Source organism: Mangrovimonas cancribranchiae, assembly GCF_037126245.1.
Classification (GTDB): Bacteria; Bacteroidota; Bacteroidia; order Flavobacteriales; family Flavobacteriaceae; genus Mangrovimonas; species Mangrovimonas cancribranchiae.
The window spans coordinates 504,225-521,193 of sequence record NZ_CP136925.1 but is presented as its reverse complement, the minus strand read 5'-3'; the positions used below and the strand labels follow the sequence as shown (position 1 = coordinate 521,193).

Sequence of the window (16,969 nt, the reverse complement as noted above, 5' to 3'; positions counted from 1 at the left end):
TTAGAGTGATTATTGAATTAAGGTCTTAGTCTTATCCTTCGATAATCGTTAATCTCTTGTTATACTTGTTTAAATTTTTTCAGTTTGCAAATTTACATATAAAAAAATTAATATCAACTATTTAGAACAGTTGATATTAATTTTAAGTTTACATGTAATTAAACTCTTCTACGTTTTGGAGGTCTACATCCGTTATGTGGTAATGGTGTAACATCAATAATTTCTGTTACTTCTATACCTGCATTGTGGATAGAACGAATAGCAGATTCTCTACCATTTCCAGGACCTTTAACGTAAACTTTTACTTTTTTCAATCCAGCTTCTTGTGCTACTCCTGCAGCATCTTCAGCAGCTAATTGAGCAGCATAAGGTGTGTTTTTCTTAGATCCTCTAAATCCCATTTTACCAGCTGATGACCATGAAATTACGTCACCTTTTTTGTTGGTAAGAGAGATGATTATGTTATTGAAAGAAGCTGTAATATGAGCTTCTCCAACTGCGTCTACAATAACTTTACGTTTCTTTGTATTTGACTTTGCCATATTAAATATTAGTTTTTAGTTGTTAGTTTATAGTTATTAGAATCCTAAACATTTCTATTTCAAGCAGATTCGTCTAACTTCTAAATACTAATGACTAACGTCTCAAAAAAATTATTACTTAGTTGCCATTTTCTTGTTAGCAACCGTTTTTCTTTTACCTTTTCTTGTTCTAGAGTTGTTTTTAGTACGTTGACCTCTTAATGGAAGTCCCGCTCTATGACGAATTCCTCTGTAACATCCTATATCCATTAATCGCTTAATGTTTAATTGTGTTTCAGAACGTAGCTCACCTTCAATAGTATAGTTTGCTACAGCAGCACGAATGCTACTAATTTGATCGTCGTTCCAATCTTGAACCTTAGTGTTTTCATCAACTTTAGCCTCTGCTAAAATGTCTTTTGCTCTACTTTTTCCTACACCGTAGATGTAAGTTAAAGAGATAACACCTCTTTTGTGTTTTGGTATGTCTACACCTGCAATTCTTGCCATAATTATCCTTGTCTTTGTTTGAATCTAGGATTCTTTTTGTTGATTACGTAAAGTCTACCTTTTCTACGCACGATTTTACAATCTGCGCTTCTTTTTTTTACTGATGCTCTTACTTTCATAGTATTAGTATCTATAAGTTATGCGAGCCTTAGTTAAATCGTAAGGGCTCATTTCTAATTTTACTTTGTCTCCTGGTAACAATTTTATGTAGTGCATTCTCATTTTTCCTGAGATATGAGCTGTCACAATGTGACCATTCTCTAACTCTACGCGAAACATTGCATTAGACAATGCTTCTATAATTGTTCCATCTTGTTCTATAGGTGCTTGTTTTGCCATAGTATTTTTTTAAGCGACTGCTTTTCTATTTTTACCTGTTTTCATCAAGCCATCATAATGTCTATTCAATAAATAAGAATTTACTTGCTGCATGGTATCGATTGCAACTCCTACCATAATCAACAATGATGTTCCTCCAAAAAATAGGGCCCAACCAGATTGTACATTTAACACCTTAACAATAATAGCAGGGAAAATTGCTATTAGAGCTAAGAATATAGATCCTGGTAAGGTTATTTGAGACATTATTTTATCTAAATATTCCGACGTTTCACTACCTGGTCTTATACCTGGTATAAACCCGCCGCTTCGTTTTAAATCATCAGCCATTTTGTTTGTTGGTACTGTAATTGCCGTATAGAAGTATGTAAATACTATAATTAATAAGGCAAATACTAAATTATACCAAAATCCAAATATGTCAGCAAACTGAGTTTGCAACCATTGTCCTACAGCAGAATCTTTCATTAAAGATGTTCCTCCTATTAAACCTGGTACAAACATAATAGCTTGAGCAAATATAATTGGCATTACTCCAGAAGCATTTAACTTTAATGGAATATATTGTCTTGATCCAAATACATTTTTCTCGTAGCCACCAGAAGCTGTTCGTCTTGCATATTGAACGGCTATTTTTCTAACAGCCATTACTAACATTATAGAAGCTAAGATAATCACTAACCAAATTACCAATTCAAAAAGGATTAACATTACATTGTTTCCTTCTAATCTTGAAGAGGCATTTTGTAAGAATGCTTTAGGTAAAGTTGCAATAATACCTACCATAATTAATAGCGATATACCATTACCAATACCTTTATCAGTGATTTTTTCACCTAACCACATTGCAAATATACAACCTGTTACTAAAATAACTATAGATGAAAAATAGAATAATCCTCCTGTCCCTAATAAAAAGGCACTTTGAGGAATTCCAAATGCCGTTGGTAAACTAGCTAAGTATCCTGGTGCTTGCACCAAACATATAGCAATGGTTAACCAACGTGTAATTTGTGTTATTTTCTTTTGACCACTAGCGCCTTCTTTTTGTAGTTTTTGTAAGTAAGGAATAGCAATTCCCATTAACTGTACCACAATAGAAGCCGAAATGTAAGGCATAATACCTAAAGCAAAAACCGATGCATTTGCAAATGCTCCTCCGGTAAACGCATTAAGTAATCCTAACAATCCTGTCTCTGTATTACTTTGCAGGCTCTCTAATTGAGCAGCATCAATACCAGGTAAAACTACTTGTGCACCAAAACGGTAAACTAATAACAGACCTAGGGTTAGTATAATTCTGTTTCTTAGTTCTTCTATTTTCCAAACGTTCTTTATTGTTTCTATAAACTTCATGCGCTTAAACGTGATTATAAAGTTACAGCTTCGCCTCCAGCACCTTCAATAGCTGCTTGAGCTGACGCAGTAAACTTATGAGCAGATACTTTTACTTTTGATTTTAATTCGCCTCTTCCTAAGATTTTTACTAGTTCATTCTTTCTAGCTAATCTTAAAGAAACCATCGTTTCAAAATCTAAAGTATCGGTTATCTTTTTTTCGTCTACTAATTGTTGTATTGTATCTAAGTTTACACCTTGATAGCTTACACGGTTTCTATTAGTAAAACCAAATTTAGGCACACGTCTTTGAAGTGGCATTTGCCCTCCTTCAAATCCTATTTTCTTAGAATATCCAGAACGAGACTTTGCTCCTTTGTGACCTCTTGTTGCAGTGCCACCTTTTCCGGATCCTTGTCCGCGTCCAACGCGTTTTGCGTTGTTATTAACTGAACCTTCAGCAGGTTTTAAATTACTTAAATCCATTTCAGTATCTTATTATTTTGTTTCTTCTACAGAAACTAAATGTTTAACTTTATTAACCATACCAAGGATGTTTGGTGTGGCATCGTGCTCAACTACTTGACCAATTTTTTTAAGTCCTAATGCTTCTAGGGTTCTTTTTTGTCTTTGGGTACGGTTGATTGCACTTTTTACTTTTGTAACTTTAATCTTTGCCATCGTTATCCTTTATTAACCTTTATACAATTTCTCAAGAGAGATTCCTCTTTCTCTTGCAACTGCTTTTGCATCTCTTAATTGAAGTAACGCATCGAAAGTTGCTTTTACTACATTATGTGGGTTTGATGACCCTTGAGATTTTGATAATACATCATGTACACCAACTGCTTCTAAAACAGTTCTTACAGCACCACCAGCAATAACTCCGGTACCAGGTGCAGCAGGAATAATGTTTACTCTTGCTCCGCCGTATTTACCTTTTTGCTCGTGAGGTAGTGTTCCTTTAACTAATGGGATACGAACTAAGTTTTTCTTAGCGTCTTCTACAGCTTTAGAGATAGCACTTGCTACGTCTTTAGACTTCCCTAAACCGTGTCCAACAACACCTGCTTCGTCTCCAACCACTACGATTGCTGAGAAACCAAATGCTCTACCACCTTTAGTTACTTTTGTTACTCTTTGTACACCAACTAAACGATCTTTAAGATCTAATCCACCTGGTTTTACTAATTCTGCGCTTTTATATTTTTGATACATAATATATTTAGAATTTAAGTCCTGCTTCTCTAGCTCCTTCAGCTAATGATTTTACTCTACCGTGATATAAGTACCCACCTCTATCAAAAGAAATGGTTTCTACACCTGCTTTAAGGGCTTTTTCAGCAACCGACTTTCCTACTAATGTAGCAACTTCAGTTTTGGTTCCTTTAGCAGAACTAATTTCTTTATCTCTTGATGATGATGATGCAATGGTTTTTCCTGTTACATCGTCAACTATTTGAGCATAAATTTCTTTATTACTTCTAAAAACAGATAATCTTGGTCTAGCTTCTGTTCCAGAAACTATTTTACGAACTCTGTTCTTTATTCTTTGTCTTCTTTCGTTCTTTGTTAATGCCATAACTTAATTATTATGCTGATTTACCTGCTTTTCTTCTAATTTGTTCACCAACAAATTTCACTCCTTTTCCTTTATAAGGTTCTGGCTTACGGAAAGAACGAATTTTTGCAGCTACTTGTCCTACAAGTTGTTTATCGTGAGATGTTAGCTTGATTCTTGGGTTCTTTCCTTTTTCAGAGATAGTTTCAACTTTCACCTCTGGGGCAAGGTCTAAAACGATATTATGAGAGAAACCTAAGGCTAGATCTAATTTTTGACCTTGGTTACTTGCTCTATATCCTACTCCTACTAACTCTAATTCTTTTGTCCAACCTTTAGAAACACCTTCAATCATGTTATTGATTAAAGCTCTGTATAAACCGTGTTTCGATTTTTCATCTTTTTTCTCAGAAGAACGTTCAACCGTTAAATTTCCTTCTTCAACTTTTACAGTTACAGCTGAAAATTCTTGGGTTAATTCTCCTAACTTCCCTTTTACTGTAACAACGTTATCTTTAACGTCTACTGTTACTCCTTCTGGGATTGCTATTGGGCTATTACCTATTCTTGACATTTTTTTCAGCTTTTTAGTATACGTAACACAATACTTCTCCACCAACGTTTGCTTGTTCTGCTTGTTTACCTGTCATAACTCCATGAGAGGTAGAAACGATAGCAATTCCAAGACCATTTAAAATACGTGGCATTTCTTTTGAACTTGAGTACTTACGTAAACCTGGTTTACTAATTCTCTGTATTTTTTTAATTACAGACTCTTTGGTGTCTTTATTGTACTTAAGGGCAATTTTAATTGTTCCTTGAGCAGACGAGTCGTCAAATTTATAACTTAAAATAAATCCTTGATCGAATAATATTTTAGTTATTTCTTTCTTTAAGTTAGATGCTGGAATCTCTACCACTCTGTGGTTGGCTCGTACAGCATTTCTAATTCGCGTTAAATAATCCGCAATTGGATCTGAATACATAGTTATTAAATTTCGGTAACGGTTTTTAATATTGTCTTTCAACATTAAACCTGAGACCAGTTTATATTTGTTTTTTACCAGCTAGCTTTCTTAACTCCAGGTATTAACCCTTTGTTAGCCATCTCTCTGAACATTACACGTGAGATACCAAATTGTCTCATATAACCCTTTGGTCTTCCAGTTAATTTACAACGGTTGTGCATACGTACTGGAGAAGCGTTTTTTGGTAACTTTTGTAATGCTTCGTAATCGCCAGCTTCTTTTAAAGCTTTGCGTTTTTCTGCATATTTAGCTACTGTTTTTGCTCTTTTTACCTCACGGGCTTTCATTGATTCTTTAGCCATAGTATTAATTCTTTTTAAAAGGTAATCCTAATTCTGTTAATAATGATTTTGCCTCTTTATCGGTTTCTGCGCTAGTTACAAATGTAATATCCATTCCTGAAACTCTGTTTACCTTATCGATATCAATTTCTGGGAAGATAATTTGTTCGGTAACTCCTAGGTTGTAATTACCTCTACCGTCAAAACCTGTGGCTTTAATACCATTAAAATCTCTTACACGTGGAAGTGCCGATGTAATTAAACGATCTAAAAATTCGTACATACGTTCTCCACGTAAAGTAACTTTAGCTCCAATAGGCATTCCTTTACGAAGTTTAAATGATGCAACGTCTTTTTTCGACATTGTTGCAACAGCCTTTTGTCCTGTTATAGCAGAAAGCTCATCAATAGCGTGATCGATTAACTTTTTATCTGCAACAGCAGCGCCAATACCTCTAGATAAAACTATCTTTTTTAGTTTAGGAACTTGCATTACATTGTTATATCCAAATTCCTCTGTAAGAGCTGAGATTACTCTGCTCTTGTACTCTTCTTTAAGTCTCGGTGTATATGCCATAACTAAATTACTTCATTAGATTTTTTGGAAAATCTTACTTTCTTGTCTCCTTCCATTCTGTATCCTACTCGTGTTGTTTCTCCTTTTGAGGTTAACAATGATAAGTTAGATACGTGAATAGCTGCTTCTTTTTCAACGATTCCTCCTTGAGGGTTTTGTGCACTTGGCTTCATGTGTTTTTTCACCATGTTCACACCTTCAACAATCGCCTTGTTTTTATCTTTGTATACTTTAAGCACTTTACCTTCTGATCCTTTATGATCTCCAGCTACTACTTTTACAGTATCTCCTGATTTGATTTTAAGCTTTGTCATTTTATAATTTCATTAAAGCACTTCTGGTGCTAATGATACAATTTTCATGAATTGTTTATCACGAAGTTCTCTTGCTACAGGTCCAAATACACGTGTTCCTCTCATTTCACCTTGTGGGTTTAAAAGGACACAAGCGTTATCATCAAACCTGATATAAGATCCATCTGGACGACGTACTTCTTTTACAGTACGTACTACTACTGCTGTAGAGACAGCACCTTTTTTGATATTTCCATTAGGAGTGGCTTCTTTTACAGAAACAACTATTTTATCTCCTACAGAAGCATATCTTCTTTTAGTACCACCAAGAACACGTATTGTTAATACTTCCTTAGCTCCGGTGTTATCTGCTACTTTTAATCTTGATTCAGTCTGTACCATAATTACTTCGCTCTTTCAATTATTTCAACTAATCTCCAACATTTGGATTTACTCATGGGTTTTGTTTCCATGATTTTTACAGTATCTCCAATGTTACAATCGTTTGTTTCGTCGTGTGCAACGTACTTTTTCGTTTTTAATACGAATTTTCCGTACATAGGGTGTTTTACCTTTTTTACTTCAGAAACCACAATCGACTTCTGCATTTTATTACTGGTAACTACACCTATACGTTCTTTTCTTAAATTTCTTGTTTCCATATTCTACTGCAGAATTATTGTAAATCTCTTTTAGTTAATTCGGTTGCAATTCTTGCTACGGTACGTCTTGTTGCACGTAACTGAATTGGGTTCTCTAAAGGAGAAATAGTATGAGCCATTTTTAACTCTGAATAGCTCTGTTTTGTTTCACTAAGTTTCTCTTGTAACTCAGCAACAGATAATTCTTTAATTTCTGATTGTTTCATAATATCAAATAAATTATGCTTCGTGTTCGTAATCTCTTGCAACAACAAACTTAGTTCTTACTGGTAATTTTTGTGCTGCTAATCGTAATGCTTCTTTAGCTGTTTCTAAAGGTACACCACCTACTTCAAACAACATTCTACCAGGTTTTACTACAGCTGCCCAATATTCTACGGCACCTTTACCTTTACCCATACGTACTTCAAGAGGCTTCTTTGTAATTGGCTTATCTGGAAAAATTTTAATCCAGATAGATCCTTCTCTTTTCATGTAACGTGTAGCGGCAATACGTGCTGCTTCTATTTGACGTGCTGTTATAAACTTAGCGTCTAAAGATTTTATTCCAAAAGAACCGCTTGTTAGTCTATGCCCTCTTCCGGCATTTCCTTTCATGCGTCCTTTTTGTTGCTTACGAAATTTTGTTTTCTTAGGCTGTAACATGTTCTTTCTTGTTTAAAAAATTACTTTCTACGACGGGATTTTCCGCGTCCACCTTTTCCTTGCTTCTTAGACAATCCAACAAGCGGAGAAAGCTCTCTTTTTCCATATACTTCACCTTTCATGATCCACACTTTTACACCTAATCTACCGTAAGTAGTATGTGCTTCTACAAGTGCGTAATCAATATCGGCTCTAAATGTTGATAAAGGAATACGTCCTTCTTTGTAGTGTTCGCTACGTGCCATTTCAGCTCCGTTTAAACGACCACTAATTTGGATTTTAATTCCCTCAGCATTCATTCTCATAGTGGCAGCAATAGCCATTTTAATAGCACGACGGTAAGAAATACGATTCTCGATTTGACGTGCAATGCTGGCTGCTACTAAGTGCGCATCTAGTTCCGGTCTTTTAATTTCAAATATGTTTATTTGAACTTCTTTACCTGTAATCTTTTTAAGCTCTTCCTTTAACTTGTCTACCTCTTGACCGCCTTTACCAATAATGATACCTGGACGAGCCGTAGTGATAGTAACGGTTACAAGTTTAAGTGTACGCTCGATAATTACTCTTGAAACACTAGCTTTTGATAGACGTGCATGGATATACTTTCTAATCTTGTCGTCTTCGGCAAGTTTATCTCCATAATCGTCGCCACCAAACCAGTTAGATTCCCATCCTCTGATAATTCCTAAGCGGTTTCCTATTGGATTTGTTTTTTGTCCCATACCTCTATCTTAACTTTGTGTTTTATTATTAGCATCCACCACTAATGTAACGTGGTTTGAACGTTTTCTAATTCTGTGAGCACGACCTTGTGGAGCTGGACGCAATCTTTTAAGCATTGCTCCTCCGTCTACTCTTACTTCTTTCACATAAAGCTCAGCTGCTTCAATATCGGCGTCTTCATTTTTCGCTTGCCAGTTGGCAATAGCCGATAATAAAAGCTTCTCTAAACGATTTGATGCCTCTTTCTGGCTAAATCTTAAGATATTTAGAGCTTTTTCCACGCGTTCACCTCTTACTAAATCGGCTACTAAACGCATTTTTCTTGGAGACGTAGGACAGTTATTAAGCTTAGCGAAAGCAATTTGCTTCTTCTGTTCCTTAATAGCGTCTGCCATTTGTTTTTTACGACTTCCCATAGCTTATTACCTTTTTCCTTTGTTTTTAGCACCTGCGTGTCCACGGAATGAACGTGTTGGTGAAAATTCTCCTAATTTATGTCCTACCATGTTTTCTGTTACATATACTGGCACGAATTGACGTCCGTTATGCACAGCTATCGTTTGTCCAACAAAATCTGGAGTAATCATACTGGCTCTTGACCAAGTTTTGATTACAGTTTTCTTACCAGACTCAACATTGGCCTGAACTTTTCTCTCTAATTTATAATGAACGTAAGGTCCTTTTTTTAATGATCTTGCCATGTCTTATTATTTCTTTCTACGTTCTACAATATATTTATTACTTGCCTTAGTTTTAGAACGTGTTCTATAACCTTTAGCTGGCAATCCTTTTCTTGAGCGAGGATGTCCTCCAGAAGAACGTCCTTCACCACCACCCATTGGGTGATCTACTGGGTTCATTACTACTGGTCTTGTTCTTGGTCTTCTACCTAACCAACGTGTTCTACCAGCTTTACCAGCTACAAGTAATTGATGATCTGAATTTGACACAACGCCTATTGTTGCCATACAAGATCCAGGAACCATACGTGTTTCTCCAGAAGGTAATTTAATAGTAGCAAATTTACCTTCTCTTGCCATTAGCTGAGCAAAGGCTCCAGCTGAACGTGCCATTACAGCACCTTGTCCTGGTCTTAACTCAACACATGAAATAATTGTTCCTAATGGAATTTTATTTAATGGCATAGCGTTACCGATTTCAGTTGGTACGTTTTCGGTATTCGAAACCACTTTTTGCCCAACTTGAAGACCGTTTTGCGCGATAATATATCTCTTTTCACCATCTTCATATTTTAATAAAGCGATGAATGCAGTTCTGTTTGGATCGTACTCGATAGACATAACTTCCGCAGATACTCCTGCTTTGTTACGCTTAAAATCGATAATACGATAACGTTTCTTATGACCACCACCTATGTAGCGCATGGTCATTTTTCCTTGACTGTTTCTACCACCAGATCTTTTTTTCGGAGCAAGTAAACTTTTCTCCGGCTTATCAGTAGTAATGGCGTCATACCCATTAACTACTCTAAAACGCTGACCTGGCGTGATTGGTTTTAATTTCTTTACTGACATTTTTGTCTATTTACATATTACTGTATAAATCAATAATCTCACCTTCCGCCACTTGAACAATTGCTTTTTTAATAGCTTTTGTTTTTCCGTTTTGAATCCCCGTTTTTGTATAACGAGTACTTCTTTCTGGGCGGACATTTATCGTACGAACTTTTTCAACAGAAACACCATAAGCAGCTTCTACCGCTTCTTTAATTTCTATCTTGTTCGCCTTTGTATTCACCTCAAAAGCATAAGCATTCAAAGTCTCGCTTTGAGTGGTCGCTTTTTCTGTGATTATAGGTTTTATTAAGATGTTCATGGTTCCTTATTTACTTAAATTCGTTTCAATTCCTTCTAATGAACTCTCTAAAAGCACTACTTGATTCGCATTCACAATCCCGTAAGTACTTAATTCAGAGCTATTTACAACCTCATGCCCTTGTAAATTACGTGACGACAAATATACATTATTATTTGACGCTCCCAACACAAAGAGTGATTTTTTATCTTCTAAGCTTAAGGCTTTTAGCACAGCTTTGAACTCTTTTGTTTTTGGAGTATCAAAGTTAAAATCTTCAAGTACTGTAATCGCCTTGTCATTTGCTTTAATTGTTAAAGCAGATTTACGAGCTAGACGTTTAAGGTTTTTGTTTAATTTAAACCCGTAATTTCTAGGTCTTGGACCAAACATACGTCCACCACCTTTAAAAAGTCCAGATTTAATACTTCCTGCTCTTGCAGTACCTGTTCCTTTTTGTTTTTTAATTTTACGTGTACTTCCAGCAATTTCTGCTCTTTCTTTAGCCTTGTGTGTTCCTTGACGTTGGTTAGCTAAATATTGCTTAACGTCTAAGTAAACAGCATGGTTGTTTGGCTCTATAGCAAACACATCTTTAGAAAGTTCAACCTTTCTACCTGTGTCTTTTCCGTTTATATCTAAAACTGCTACTTTCATTACTTTCTTACAATTACATAAGCGTTTTTGTGTCCAGGAACGCATCCTTTAACAACAAGTAAGTTCTTTTCAGGAACTACTTTTAAAACTCTTAAATTTTGAACTTTCACTTTCTCGCCACCCATTCTTCCGGCCATTCGCATACCTTTAAATACACGTGCAGGATATGATGCAGCACCAATAGATCCAGGAGCTCTTAAACGGTTATGTTGACCGTGTGTTGCTTGACCAACTCCACCAAAACCGTGTCTTTTAACAACACCTTGGAACCCTTTACCTTTTGATGTACCTGATACATCAACAAATTCTCCTTCAGCAAAATGCTCTACTGTAATAGCATCGCCTAACTTGTACTCCTCGTCAAAACCTTGAAATTCGACAACTTTGCGCTTTACAGAAGTACCAGCTTTTTTAGCATGACCTAATTCAGCTTTTGTAGCACTTTTTTCTGTCGCGTCATCGAAACCTAATTGAACAGCGTTATAGCCATCAACTTCGTCAGTTCTGACTTGGGTAACGATACATGGTCCAGCTTGGATAACTGTACATGGAATATTCTTTCCATTGTCATCGAAAATGCTGGTCATACCGATTTTTTTTCCTATTAACCCAGACATAATTATTAATTAAAATTTATTATTACTTACTTATTTAAAAAATTTCAGGGTCAAAATACTTTTCAACCCTGAAATGTATTTTTACCGTTTTTCCCGCGACCGCATCGGTGGGACATGTCTTCTACCTAAGCAGTAGTTTACTTATACTTTAATCTCAACTTCTACACCACTTGGCAATTCTAGTTTCATCAAAGCATCGATAGTTTTTGATGACGAGCTATAGATATCAAGTAATCTTTTATAAGAACTTAATTGAAATTGCTCTCTAGATTTTTTGTTTACGTGTGGTGAACGTAGTACAGTAAAAATTTTCTTGTGTGTTGGTAATGGAATTGGTCCCGTTACTACAGCTCCAGTACTTTTTACTGTTTTTACAATCTTATCAGCAGATTTGTCTACTAAGTTGTGATCGTAAGACTTTAATTTTATTCTAATTTTTTGACTCATTTTCTTAAAATTTAAGCTTCAACTCCTTTTGCTGCTTTAATCACCTCTTCTGAGATATTAGCAGGCGTTTCAGCATAGTGTGAGAATTCCATTGTTGATGTTGCTCTACCTGATGACAATGTTCTTAATGATGTTACATAACCAAACATTTCAGATAACGGTACGTTAGCCCTTACAACTTTAGACCCTGCTCTATCGCTCATGTCATTTACTTGACCACGGCGACGGTTAAGGTCCCCTACAATATCTCCCATGTTTTCTTCAGGAGTTAACACTTCTAATTTCATAATTGGCTCCATGATTACAGCTTTTGCAGCTTTTGCAGCAGCTTTAAATCCTAACTTTGCAGCCAATTCGAATGATAATTGATCTGAATCCACATCGTGATAAGAACCATCTGTTAAAGTAACTTTCATGGCGTCTACTTCATATCCAGCTAATGGACCATTTTGCATTGCCATTTTAAATCCTTTTTCTACAGAAGGAATAAATTCTTTTGGTACGTTACCACCTTTAATTTCTGAAACAAACTCAAGACCTTGTTTACCTTCTTCAGCTGGTTCTAAAGTAAATACGATATCTGCGAATTTACCACGACCACCAGACTGTTTCTTGTAAGTTTCTCTGTGTTCAGCTCTTTGTGTAACAGCTTCTTTGTACTCTACTTGAGGTTGACCTTGGTTAACTTCTACCTTAAACTCACGCTTAAGACGATCTACAATAATATCTAAGTGAAGCTCACCCATTCCTGATATAATTGTTTGTCCTGAAGACTCGTCTGTTCTAGCTGTAAATGTTGGATCTTCTTCAGCTAATTTAGCTAAAGCCATTCCTAATTTATCAACATCTGCCTTCGTTTTTGGCTCAACAGCAATACCAATTACTGGATCTGGGAATTCCATAGATTCTAAAACGATAGGTGACTTCTCATCTGATAATGTATCACCTGTTTTAATATCTTTAAATCCTACTGCAGCTCCAATATCACCTGCTTCAATATATTCAATTGCATTTTGCTTGTTTGAATGCATTTGGTAAATACGTGAAATACGTTCTTTTTTACCAGAACGGTTATTTAACACATAAGAACCTGCATCTAAACGTCCAGAGTATGCACGGAAGAATGCTAAACGACCAACAAAAGGATCGGTAGCAATCTTAAATGCTAACGCTGAAAATGGCGCTGTTACATCTGGTTTACGTGTAGTGTCTTCTCCTGTATTTGGATCAGTACCTACAATAGCATCCTTATCTACTGGTGAAGGCAAGTAACGGCAAACAGCATCTAATAAAAACTGCACACCTTTATTTTTAAATGCCGAACCACAAATCATAGGAATGATAGACATATCCATAACTGCTGCACGTAATGCTGCGTGGATTTCATCTTCTGTGATAGACTCTTCATCTTCCATAAATTTCTCTAGAAGATTTTCGTCGTATCCAGCTACTTCCTCGATAAGGTTTGCTCTATATTCTTTAACTTCGTCTTTCATGTCTTCAGGAATATCGATTACGTCAAACGTAGAACCGAAATTATCCTCATGCCAAACGATAGCTCTATTTTTTACTAAATCTACAATCCCTCTAAAGTCTGCCTCATCTCCAATTGGTAATACAATTGGCACTGCGTTAGACCCTAGCATATCTTTTACCTGTTGGCAAACTGCTAAAAAGTTAGATCCTTGACGGTCCATCTTATTAACAAACCCCATACGAGGCACTTTGTAGTTATCTGCTAATCTCCAGTTAGTTTCTGATTGTGGCTCAACACCATCAACAGCACTAAATAAGAATACTAATCCATCTAATACTCTTAACGAACGGTTTACCTCTACGGTAAAATCAACGTGACCCGGAGTATCGATAATATTAAAGTGATACCCTTTAGTTTCTGGTAATTCTTTAGCATTTTCCATTGGGAACTTCCAAGTACAAGTTGTTGCAGCTGAAGTAATTGTAATACCTCTTTCTTGCTCTTGCTCCATCCAGTCCATAGTTGCAGCACCATCGTGTACTTCACCTATTTTATGAGAAACTCCTGTATAGAAAAGAATACGCTCTGTAGTTGTTGTCTTACCAGCATCAATATGAGCGGCAATCCCTATATTTCTTGTATATTTTAAATCTCTTTGTGCCATTTTATATTTTAGAATCTAAAGTGAGAGAATGCTTTATTTGCTTCTGCCATTCTGTGAGTATCTAAACGCTTCTTAACGGCAGCACCTTCTTCTTTAGCTGCAGCTAAAATTTCAGCAGCTAGTTTTTGAGGCATTGATTTTTCGTTTCTTTTTCTCGCAAAGTTAATTAACCACTTCATAGCAGTTGACACCTTACGGTCTGGACGAATTTGCATTGGAATTTGAAACGTAGCACCACCTACACGACGGCTACGCACTTCTACGTGAGGCATCACATTTGAAAGTGCATCTTTCCAAATTTCTAAAGCTGTTTTTTCGTCATCTGTTTTCTTTTGCTCTACGATATCTATTGCTTCGTAAAACACTTTAAAAGCCACAGACTTCTTTCCATCCCACATCATCATATTAACGAAACGAGTTACTAACTGATCGTTAAAACGTGGATCTGGTAAAAGAGGCCTTTTTTTCGCTTGTCTTTTTCTCATGTCTTCTTCTTAAAAGTTTTTAATTACTTCTTAGGGCGTTTTGCACCGTACTTAGATCTACGTTGCGTCCTACCTTGAACACCTGCGGTATCCAATGCACCACGAACAATGTGATATCTAACACCTGGTAAATCTTTTACCCTTCCACCTCTAACCAATACTATCGAGTGCTCTTGCAAGTTATGTCCCTCACCTGGGATGTATGCGTTTACTTCCTTACCATTAGTTAACCTTACCCTTGCAACTTTACGCATTGCTGAGTTAGGTTTTTTTGGCGTAGTCGTATATACACGCGTACAAACCCCACGTCTTTGTGGACACGAATCTAAAGCAGCCGATTTACTCTTCTTGGTTATTTTGGCTCTTCCTTTTCGTACTAATTGTGAAATTGTTGGCATATATTTCTATATAAAATTATTTTAACCCTCACTTTTGAGGGCTGCAAAGGTAGAAATAAAAATTAATTTTTCAAATGTTATTGCATTAATTTTCAAGTGAATTAAAATTTTGACACCTCTTACATATCATATATTTACATTTTGCGTTAGCTTTACACACTAAACCCTATTGCAAAACGTGTTTAGAACTTTCATTTTACTCCTTTTTATATATTGTGTAAATGCAAACATAAGTTTTGGCCAAGACTTAATGTTACAAATTACCAGCAAAGATAGTTTAGAAACACAAACTATAAACCGAATAGGCTACAAAAACAAGCACAACAACTTTAAATCGGTCACGAATGAAATTAACAAGTTAAAAACAACGTTAATTAATAATGGCTATATAGGGACAAAAACATCTAGTGTAAAAAAAACAACCGATAGTCTTATTACCTGCGAAATGCTTTTAGGTAACAAAATTGACTCAGTCAAGATCTTCTTTAACGAAGAAAACAGCATCAAAACATATTTAAATGAAATAACCAGAAACACAACCACAAAAGACTATATTATAATTCCTTTCGAGGAAACTCAAAATACTCTCGAACAACTAAGCGCCAAGATAGTTGAATCAGGAGATCCGTTTTCGACAGTGAAACTCACCGAACACGTTATAAATAAGAACACACTAAAAGCCCATTTAACTTTAACACAAAAAGCAGAAAGCAGAAAAATTGACAAGATTATAGTAAAAGGGTATAAAAAATTCCCAAAAGCATATTTAAAACATAACTTAAAAATTAAAGAAGGAGATGTATTTAACCTAAATAGCACTAAAAAAAAACTATCCAATCTAGATCAATTACGTTTTTCTAGTCAAATAAAAGATCCTGAAGTTTTATTCACCAAAGACTCTACTATATTATATGTATATCTTAAAAAAACCAAAAGCAATAATTTTGATGGTTTTTTAGGGTTTGGAACAAACGAAGAAAGCGGCAACTTAGAATTTAACGGCTATCTAAACCTAGATTTAAACAATAATCTAAATCTAGGCGAATCATTCTCACTAATATATAAGAGCGATGAAAACGAACAACGAACATTTAATGCTAACTTAAAAATACCATATATATTTAACTCTCCAATCGGGGTTCAATTACAATTAAACCTATTTAAAAAAGATTCATCATTTACAACAGCATCTCAAAACGCCAAACTTTTATATCAGTTAAATGCAAAAAATGAAATTTCAGCTGGGGTAAAATCAATAAAGTCAAACAACTTATTAAGTAACACCAGTAACTTTACTCCTATTGAAGACTACGAATCCTTTTTCTACAACATAGGCTACCTACACCAAAACATACAAACAAACAATCGTTTATTCCCTGTTTCCACATACATTAATTTAGAATTAGGAACGGGATATAGAAATAGTGAAGAAAAAAACGAACAACACAATATATTTATTGATACCTATAAAATCTTTAATTTAAATCGTAAAAATAGTGTTTTCATAAAGGCTAATGGCGGCTATTTAATCTCTAATAATTATTTAGAAAACGAACTCTACCGGTTTGGAGGAATAAATTCTATTAGAGGCTTTAAAGAGAATAGCCTAGCCGCAAATTTATATGGCGTCATTAATACAGAATACAGATATTCACTAAGTCAAAGTATTTACCTTCATACCATTATAGATTTCTCTTACTTAGAGAATGACATTGTAAATCAGAAAGAAAAGCTTTACGGTTTTGGGTTAGGTTTTGGCATATTAACAAAAGCAGGGCTATTAAAATTCAACTATGCCAACGGCAAAACTGAAGCCCAAAAATTTAAGTTTTCCAACTCTCAAGTACACCTAAGCTTAACTTCATTTTTTTAGGAAAACTTTAGCTTCACACGGTGATTTTCGCAAAAAAATTCAAAATTTTAACCCTT

Annotated in this window: 30 protein-coding genes; 1 reads left to right on the top strand and 29 read right to left on the bottom strand. The window is 35.4% G+C overall.

Annotation, left to right across the window (positions count from 1 at the left end; genetic code table 11):
• Positions 1-158 precede the first annotated feature (158 nt).
• From rpsK to rpsL, 29 genes are all read right to left on the bottom strand, one after another.
• Complete coding sequence (rpsK, locus tag R3L15_RS02380; RefSeq protein WP_125467091.1) at positions 159-542, bottom strand: 30S ribosomal protein S11; 384 nt, start codon at positions 540-542, stop codon at positions 159-161.
• Positions 543-656: 114 nt separating this feature from the next.
• Positions 657-1,031, bottom strand: coding sequence for a 30S ribosomal protein S13 (rpsM, locus tag R3L15_RS02375; RefSeq protein WP_125467090.1), 375 nt, complete (start codon positions 1,029-1,031; stop codon positions 657-659).
• A 2-nt stretch (positions 1,032-1,033) separates the two neighbouring features.
• Complete coding sequence (gene ykgO, locus R3L15_RS02370) at positions 1,034-1,150, bottom strand: type B 50S ribosomal protein L36 (RefSeq protein WP_013305171.1); 117 nt, start codon at positions 1,148-1,150, stop codon at positions 1,034-1,036.
• A 4-nt stretch (positions 1,151-1,154) separates the two neighbouring features.
• Positions 1,155-1,370: a translation initiation factor IF-1 gene (gene infA / locus R3L15_RS02365; protein ID WP_125467089.1), complete on the bottom strand. Its 216-nt coding sequence runs from the start codon at positions 1,368-1,370 to the stop codon at positions 1,155-1,157.
• A 9-nt stretch (positions 1,371-1,379) separates the two neighbouring features.
• Positions 1,380-2,726, bottom strand: coding sequence for a preprotein translocase subunit SecY (secY, locus tag R3L15_RS02360; RefSeq protein ID WP_338733006.1), 1,347 nt, complete (start codon positions 2,724-2,726; stop codon positions 1,380-1,382).
• Between the two features lie 14 nt (positions 2,727-2,740).
• Complete coding sequence (gene rplO / locus R3L15_RS02355; protein ID WP_338733005.1) at positions 2,741-3,193, bottom strand: 50S ribosomal protein L15; 453 nt, start codon at positions 3,191-3,193, stop codon at positions 2,741-2,743.
• Positions 3,194-3,205: 12 nt separating this feature from the next.
• Entirely contained in the window at positions 3,206-3,388 is a 183-nt protein-coding gene (gene rpmD, locus R3L15_RS02350; protein ID WP_338733004.1) for a 50S ribosomal protein L30, read from the bottom strand.
• A gap of 12 nt (positions 3,389-3,400) precedes the next feature.
• Positions 3,401-3,925, bottom strand: a complete 525-nt coding sequence (gene rpsE, locus R3L15_RS02345) for a 30S ribosomal protein S5 (RefSeq protein ID WP_036121814.1) — start codon at positions 3,923-3,925, stop codon at positions 3,401-3,403.
• Positions 3,926-3,932: 7 nt separating this feature from the next.
• Positions 3,933-4,289, bottom strand: coding sequence for a 50S ribosomal protein L18 (rplR, locus tag R3L15_RS02340; protein WP_125467084.1), 357 nt, complete (start codon positions 4,287-4,289; stop codon positions 3,933-3,935).
• Between the two features lie 10 nt (positions 4,290-4,299).
• Positions 4,300-4,842 carry a 50S ribosomal protein L6 gene (gene rplF / locus R3L15_RS02335; RefSeq protein WP_338733003.1) on the bottom strand — a complete coding sequence of 181 codons (543 nt, stop codon included), beginning with the start codon at positions 4,840-4,842 and terminating at the stop codon, positions 4,300-4,302.
• A gap of 13 nt (positions 4,843-4,855) precedes the next feature.
• Positions 4,856-5,254, bottom strand: coding sequence for a 30S ribosomal protein S8 (rpsH, locus tag R3L15_RS02330; RefSeq protein WP_338733002.1), 399 nt, complete (start codon positions 5,252-5,254; stop codon positions 4,856-4,858).
• A 74-nt stretch (positions 5,255-5,328) separates the two neighbouring features.
• Complete coding sequence (gene rpsN / locus R3L15_RS02325) at positions 5,329-5,598, bottom strand: 30S ribosomal protein S14 (RefSeq protein WP_046756854.1); 270 nt, start codon at positions 5,596-5,598, stop codon at positions 5,329-5,331.
• 4 nt (positions 5,599-5,602) lie between these two features.
• Positions 5,603-6,154 (bottom strand): 50S ribosomal protein L5, encoded by a 552-nt coding sequence (gene rplE / locus R3L15_RS02320; RefSeq protein WP_338733000.1) that lies wholly within the window; start codon positions 6,152-6,154, stop codon positions 5,603-5,605.
• 2 nt (positions 6,155-6,156) lie between these two features.
• Entirely contained in the window at positions 6,157-6,468 is a 312-nt protein-coding gene (rplX, locus tag R3L15_RS02315) for a 50S ribosomal protein L24 (RefSeq protein WP_338732998.1), read from the bottom strand.
• Positions 6,469-6,480: 12 nt separating this feature from the next.
• Complete coding sequence (rplN, locus tag R3L15_RS02310; RefSeq protein WP_036121793.1) at positions 6,481-6,849, bottom strand: 50S ribosomal protein L14; 369 nt, start codon at positions 6,847-6,849, stop codon at positions 6,481-6,483.
• Positions 6,850-6,851: 2 nt separating this feature from the next.
• On the bottom strand, positions 6,852-7,109 hold the full coding sequence (gene rpsQ, locus R3L15_RS02305; protein WP_125467079.1) for a 30S ribosomal protein S17: 258 nt from the start codon (positions 7,107-7,109) through the stop codon (positions 6,852-6,854).
• 14 nt (positions 7,110-7,123) lie between these two features.
• Positions 7,124-7,315, bottom strand: coding sequence for a 50S ribosomal protein L29 (gene rpmC, locus R3L15_RS02300; protein WP_338732997.1), 192 nt, complete (start codon positions 7,313-7,315; stop codon positions 7,124-7,126).
• A 13-nt stretch (positions 7,316-7,328) separates the two neighbouring features.
• A complete protein-coding gene (rplP, locus tag R3L15_RS02295) occupies positions 7,329-7,754 on the bottom strand; it encodes a 50S ribosomal protein L16 (protein WP_125467077.1) in 426 nt (141 codons plus the stop codon).
• 20 nt (positions 7,755-7,774) lie between these two features.
• Positions 7,775-8,479 carry a 30S ribosomal protein S3 gene (gene rpsC, locus R3L15_RS02290; protein ID WP_125467076.1) on the bottom strand — a complete coding sequence of 235 codons (705 nt, stop codon included), beginning with the start codon at positions 8,477-8,479 and terminating at the stop codon, positions 7,775-7,777.
• Between the two features lie 9 nt (positions 8,480-8,488).
• Positions 8,489-8,896 carry a 50S ribosomal protein L22 gene (rplV, locus tag R3L15_RS02285; RefSeq protein WP_125467075.1) on the bottom strand — a complete coding sequence of 136 codons (408 nt, stop codon included), beginning with the start codon at positions 8,894-8,896 and terminating at the stop codon, positions 8,489-8,491.
• 6 nt (positions 8,897-8,902) lie between these two features.
• Positions 8,903-9,181 carry a 30S ribosomal protein S19 gene (gene rpsS / locus R3L15_RS02280; protein ID WP_125467074.1) on the bottom strand — a complete coding sequence of 93 codons (279 nt, stop codon included), beginning with the start codon at positions 9,179-9,181 and terminating at the stop codon, positions 8,903-8,905.
• 6 nt (positions 9,182-9,187) lie between these two features.
• Positions 9,188-10,015 carry a 50S ribosomal protein L2 gene (gene rplB / locus R3L15_RS02275; protein WP_338732995.1) on the bottom strand — a complete coding sequence of 276 codons (828 nt, stop codon included), beginning with the start codon at positions 10,013-10,015 and terminating at the stop codon, positions 9,188-9,190.
• A 10-nt stretch (positions 10,016-10,025) separates the two neighbouring features.
• Positions 10,026-10,316, bottom strand: a complete 291-nt coding sequence (rplW, locus tag R3L15_RS02270) for a 50S ribosomal protein L23 (RefSeq protein WP_125467072.1) — start codon at positions 10,314-10,316, stop codon at positions 10,026-10,028.
• Between the two features lie 6 nt (positions 10,317-10,322).
• Positions 10,323-10,952, bottom strand: a complete 630-nt coding sequence (rplD, locus tag R3L15_RS02265; protein WP_338732993.1) for a 50S ribosomal protein L4 — start codon at positions 10,950-10,952, stop codon at positions 10,323-10,325.
• A complete protein-coding gene (gene rplC / locus R3L15_RS02260) occupies positions 10,952-11,569 on the bottom strand; it encodes a 50S ribosomal protein L3 (RefSeq protein ID WP_338732991.1) in 618 nt (205 codons plus the stop codon). The genes rplD and rplC overlap by 1 nt, the downstream gene beginning before the upstream one ends.
• A gap of 141 nt (positions 11,570-11,710) precedes the next feature.
• Positions 11,711-12,016 carry a 30S ribosomal protein S10 gene (rpsJ, locus tag R3L15_RS02255; protein ID WP_007650482.1) on the bottom strand — a complete coding sequence of 102 codons (306 nt, stop codon included), beginning with the start codon at positions 12,014-12,016 and terminating at the stop codon, positions 11,711-11,713.
• Between the two features lie 11 nt (positions 12,017-12,027).
• Positions 12,028-14,157, bottom strand: coding sequence for an elongation factor G (gene fusA / locus R3L15_RS02250; RefSeq protein ID WP_338732989.1), 2,130 nt, complete (start codon positions 14,155-14,157; stop codon positions 12,028-12,030).
• A gap of 8 nt (positions 14,158-14,165) precedes the next feature.
• The gene (gene rpsG, locus R3L15_RS02245; RefSeq protein ID WP_036121758.1) at positions 14,166-14,642 is read right to left on the bottom strand and encodes a 30S ribosomal protein S7; all 477 of its coding nucleotides are present in this window, start codon (positions 14,640-14,642) and stop codon (positions 14,166-14,168) included.
• A gap of 23 nt (positions 14,643-14,665) precedes the next feature.
• The gene (rpsL, locus tag R3L15_RS02240; RefSeq protein WP_036121756.1) at positions 14,666-15,040 is read right to left on the bottom strand and encodes a 30S ribosomal protein S12; all 375 of its coding nucleotides are present in this window, start codon (positions 15,038-15,040) and stop codon (positions 14,666-14,668) included.
• A 250-nt stretch (positions 15,041-15,290) separates the two neighbouring features.
• On the opposite strand from rpsL, the gene R3L15_RS02235 reads away from it, so the two are divergent.
• Positions 15,291-16,913: a POTRA domain-containing protein gene (locus R3L15_RS02235; protein WP_338732988.1), complete on the top strand. Its 1,623-nt coding sequence runs from the start codon at positions 15,291-15,293 to the stop codon at positions 16,911-16,913.
• Positions 16,914-16,969: the final 56 nt, after the last annotated feature.

Coding starts and splice junctions, on each gene's coding strand:
- rpsK (WP_125467091.1), bottom strand. CDS start 542: ATGGCAAAGTCAAATACAAAGAAACGTAAAGTTATTGTAGACGCAGTT.
- rpsM (WP_125467090.1), bottom strand. CDS start 1,031: ATGGCAAGAATTGCAGGTGTAGACATACCAAAACACAAAAGAGGTGTT.
- ykgO (WP_013305171.1), bottom strand. CDS start 1,150: ATGAAAGTAAGAGCATCAGTAAAAAAAAGAAGCGCAGATTGTAAAATC.
- infA (WP_125467089.1), bottom strand. CDS start 1,370: ATGGCAAAACAAGCACCTATAGAACAAGATGGAACAATTATAGAAGCA.
- secY (WP_338733006.1), bottom strand. CDS start 2,726: ATGAAGTTTATAGAAACAATAAAGAACGTTTGGAAAATAGAAGAACTA.
- rplO (WP_338733005.1), bottom strand. CDS start 3,193: ATGGATTTAAGTAATTTAAAACCTGCTGAAGGTTCAGTTAATAACAAC.
- rpmD (WP_338733004.1), bottom strand. CDS start 3,388: ATGGCAAAGATTAAAGTTACAAAAGTAAAAAGTGCAATCAACCGTACC.
- rpsE (WP_036121814.1), bottom strand. CDS start 3,925: ATGTATCAAAAATATAAAAGCGCAGAATTAGTAAAACCAGGTGGATTA.
- rplR (WP_125467084.1), bottom strand. CDS start 4,289: ATGGCATTAACAAAGAACGAAAGAAGACAAAGAATAAAGAACAGAGTT.
- rplF (WP_338733003.1), bottom strand. CDS start 4,842: ATGTCAAGAATAGGTAATAGCCCAATAGCAATCCCAGAAGGAGTAACA.
- rpsH (WP_338733002.1), bottom strand. CDS start 5,254: ATGTATTCAGATCCAATTGCGGATTATTTAACGCGAATTAGAAATGCT.
- rpsN (WP_046756854.1), bottom strand. CDS start 5,598: ATGGCTAAAGAATCAATGAAAGCCCGTGAGGTAAAAAGAGCAAAAACA.
- rplE (WP_338733000.1), bottom strand. CDS start 6,154: ATGGCATATACACCGAGACTTAAAGAAGAGTACAAGAGCAGAGTAATC.
- rplX (WP_338732998.1), bottom strand. CDS start 6,468: ATGACAAAGCTTAAAATCAAATCAGGAGATACTGTAAAAGTAGTAGCT.
- rplN (WP_036121793.1), bottom strand. CDS start 6,849: ATGGTACAGACTGAATCAAGATTAAAAGTAGCAGATAACACCGGAGCT.
- rpsQ (WP_125467079.1), bottom strand. CDS start 7,109: ATGGAAACAAGAAATTTAAGAAAAGAACGTATAGGTGTAGTTACCAGT.
- rpmC (WP_338732997.1), bottom strand. CDS start 7,315: ATGAAACAATCAGAAATTAAAGAATTATCTGTTGCTGAGTTACAAGAG.
- rplP (WP_125467077.1), bottom strand. CDS start 7,754: ATGTTACAGCCTAAGAAAACAAAATTTCGTAAGCAACAAAAAGGACGC.
- rpsC (WP_125467076.1), bottom strand. CDS start 8,479: ATGGGACAAAAAACAAATCCAATAGGAAACCGCTTAGGAATTATCAGA.
- rplV (WP_125467075.1), bottom strand. CDS start 8,896: ATGGGAAGTCGTAAAAAACAAATGGCAGACGCTATTAAGGAACAGAAG.
- rpsS (WP_125467074.1), bottom strand. CDS start 9,181: ATGGCAAGATCATTAAAAAAAGGACCTTACGTTCATTATAAATTAGAG.
- rplB (WP_338732995.1), bottom strand. CDS start 10,015: ATGTCAGTAAAGAAATTAAAACCAATCACGCCAGGTCAGCGTTTTAGA.
- rplW (WP_125467072.1), bottom strand. CDS start 10,316: ATGAACATCTTAATAAAACCTATAATCACAGAAAAAGCGACCACTCAA.
- rplD (WP_338732993.1), bottom strand. CDS start 10,952: ATGAAAGTAGCAGTTTTAGATATAAACGGAAAAGACACAGGTAGAAAG.
- rplC (WP_338732991.1), bottom strand. CDS start 11,569: ATGTCTGGGTTAATAGGAAAAAAAATCGGTATGACCAGCATTTTCGAT.
- rpsJ (WP_007650482.1), bottom strand. CDS start 12,016: ATGAGTCAAAAAATTAGAATAAAATTAAAGTCTTACGATCACAACTTA.
- fusA (WP_338732989.1), bottom strand. CDS start 14,157: ATGGCACAAAGAGATTTAAAATATACAAGAAATATAGGGATTGCCGCT.
- rpsG (WP_036121758.1), bottom strand. CDS start 14,642: ATGAGAAAAAGACAAGCGAAAAAAAGGCCTCTTTTACCAGATCCACGT.
- rpsL (WP_036121756.1), bottom strand. CDS start 15,040: ATGCCAACAATTTCACAATTAGTACGAAAAGGAAGAGCCAAAATAACC.
- R3L15_RS02235 (WP_338732988.1), top strand. CDS start 15,291: ATGTTACAAATTACCAGCAAAGATAGTTTAGAAACACAAACTATAAAC.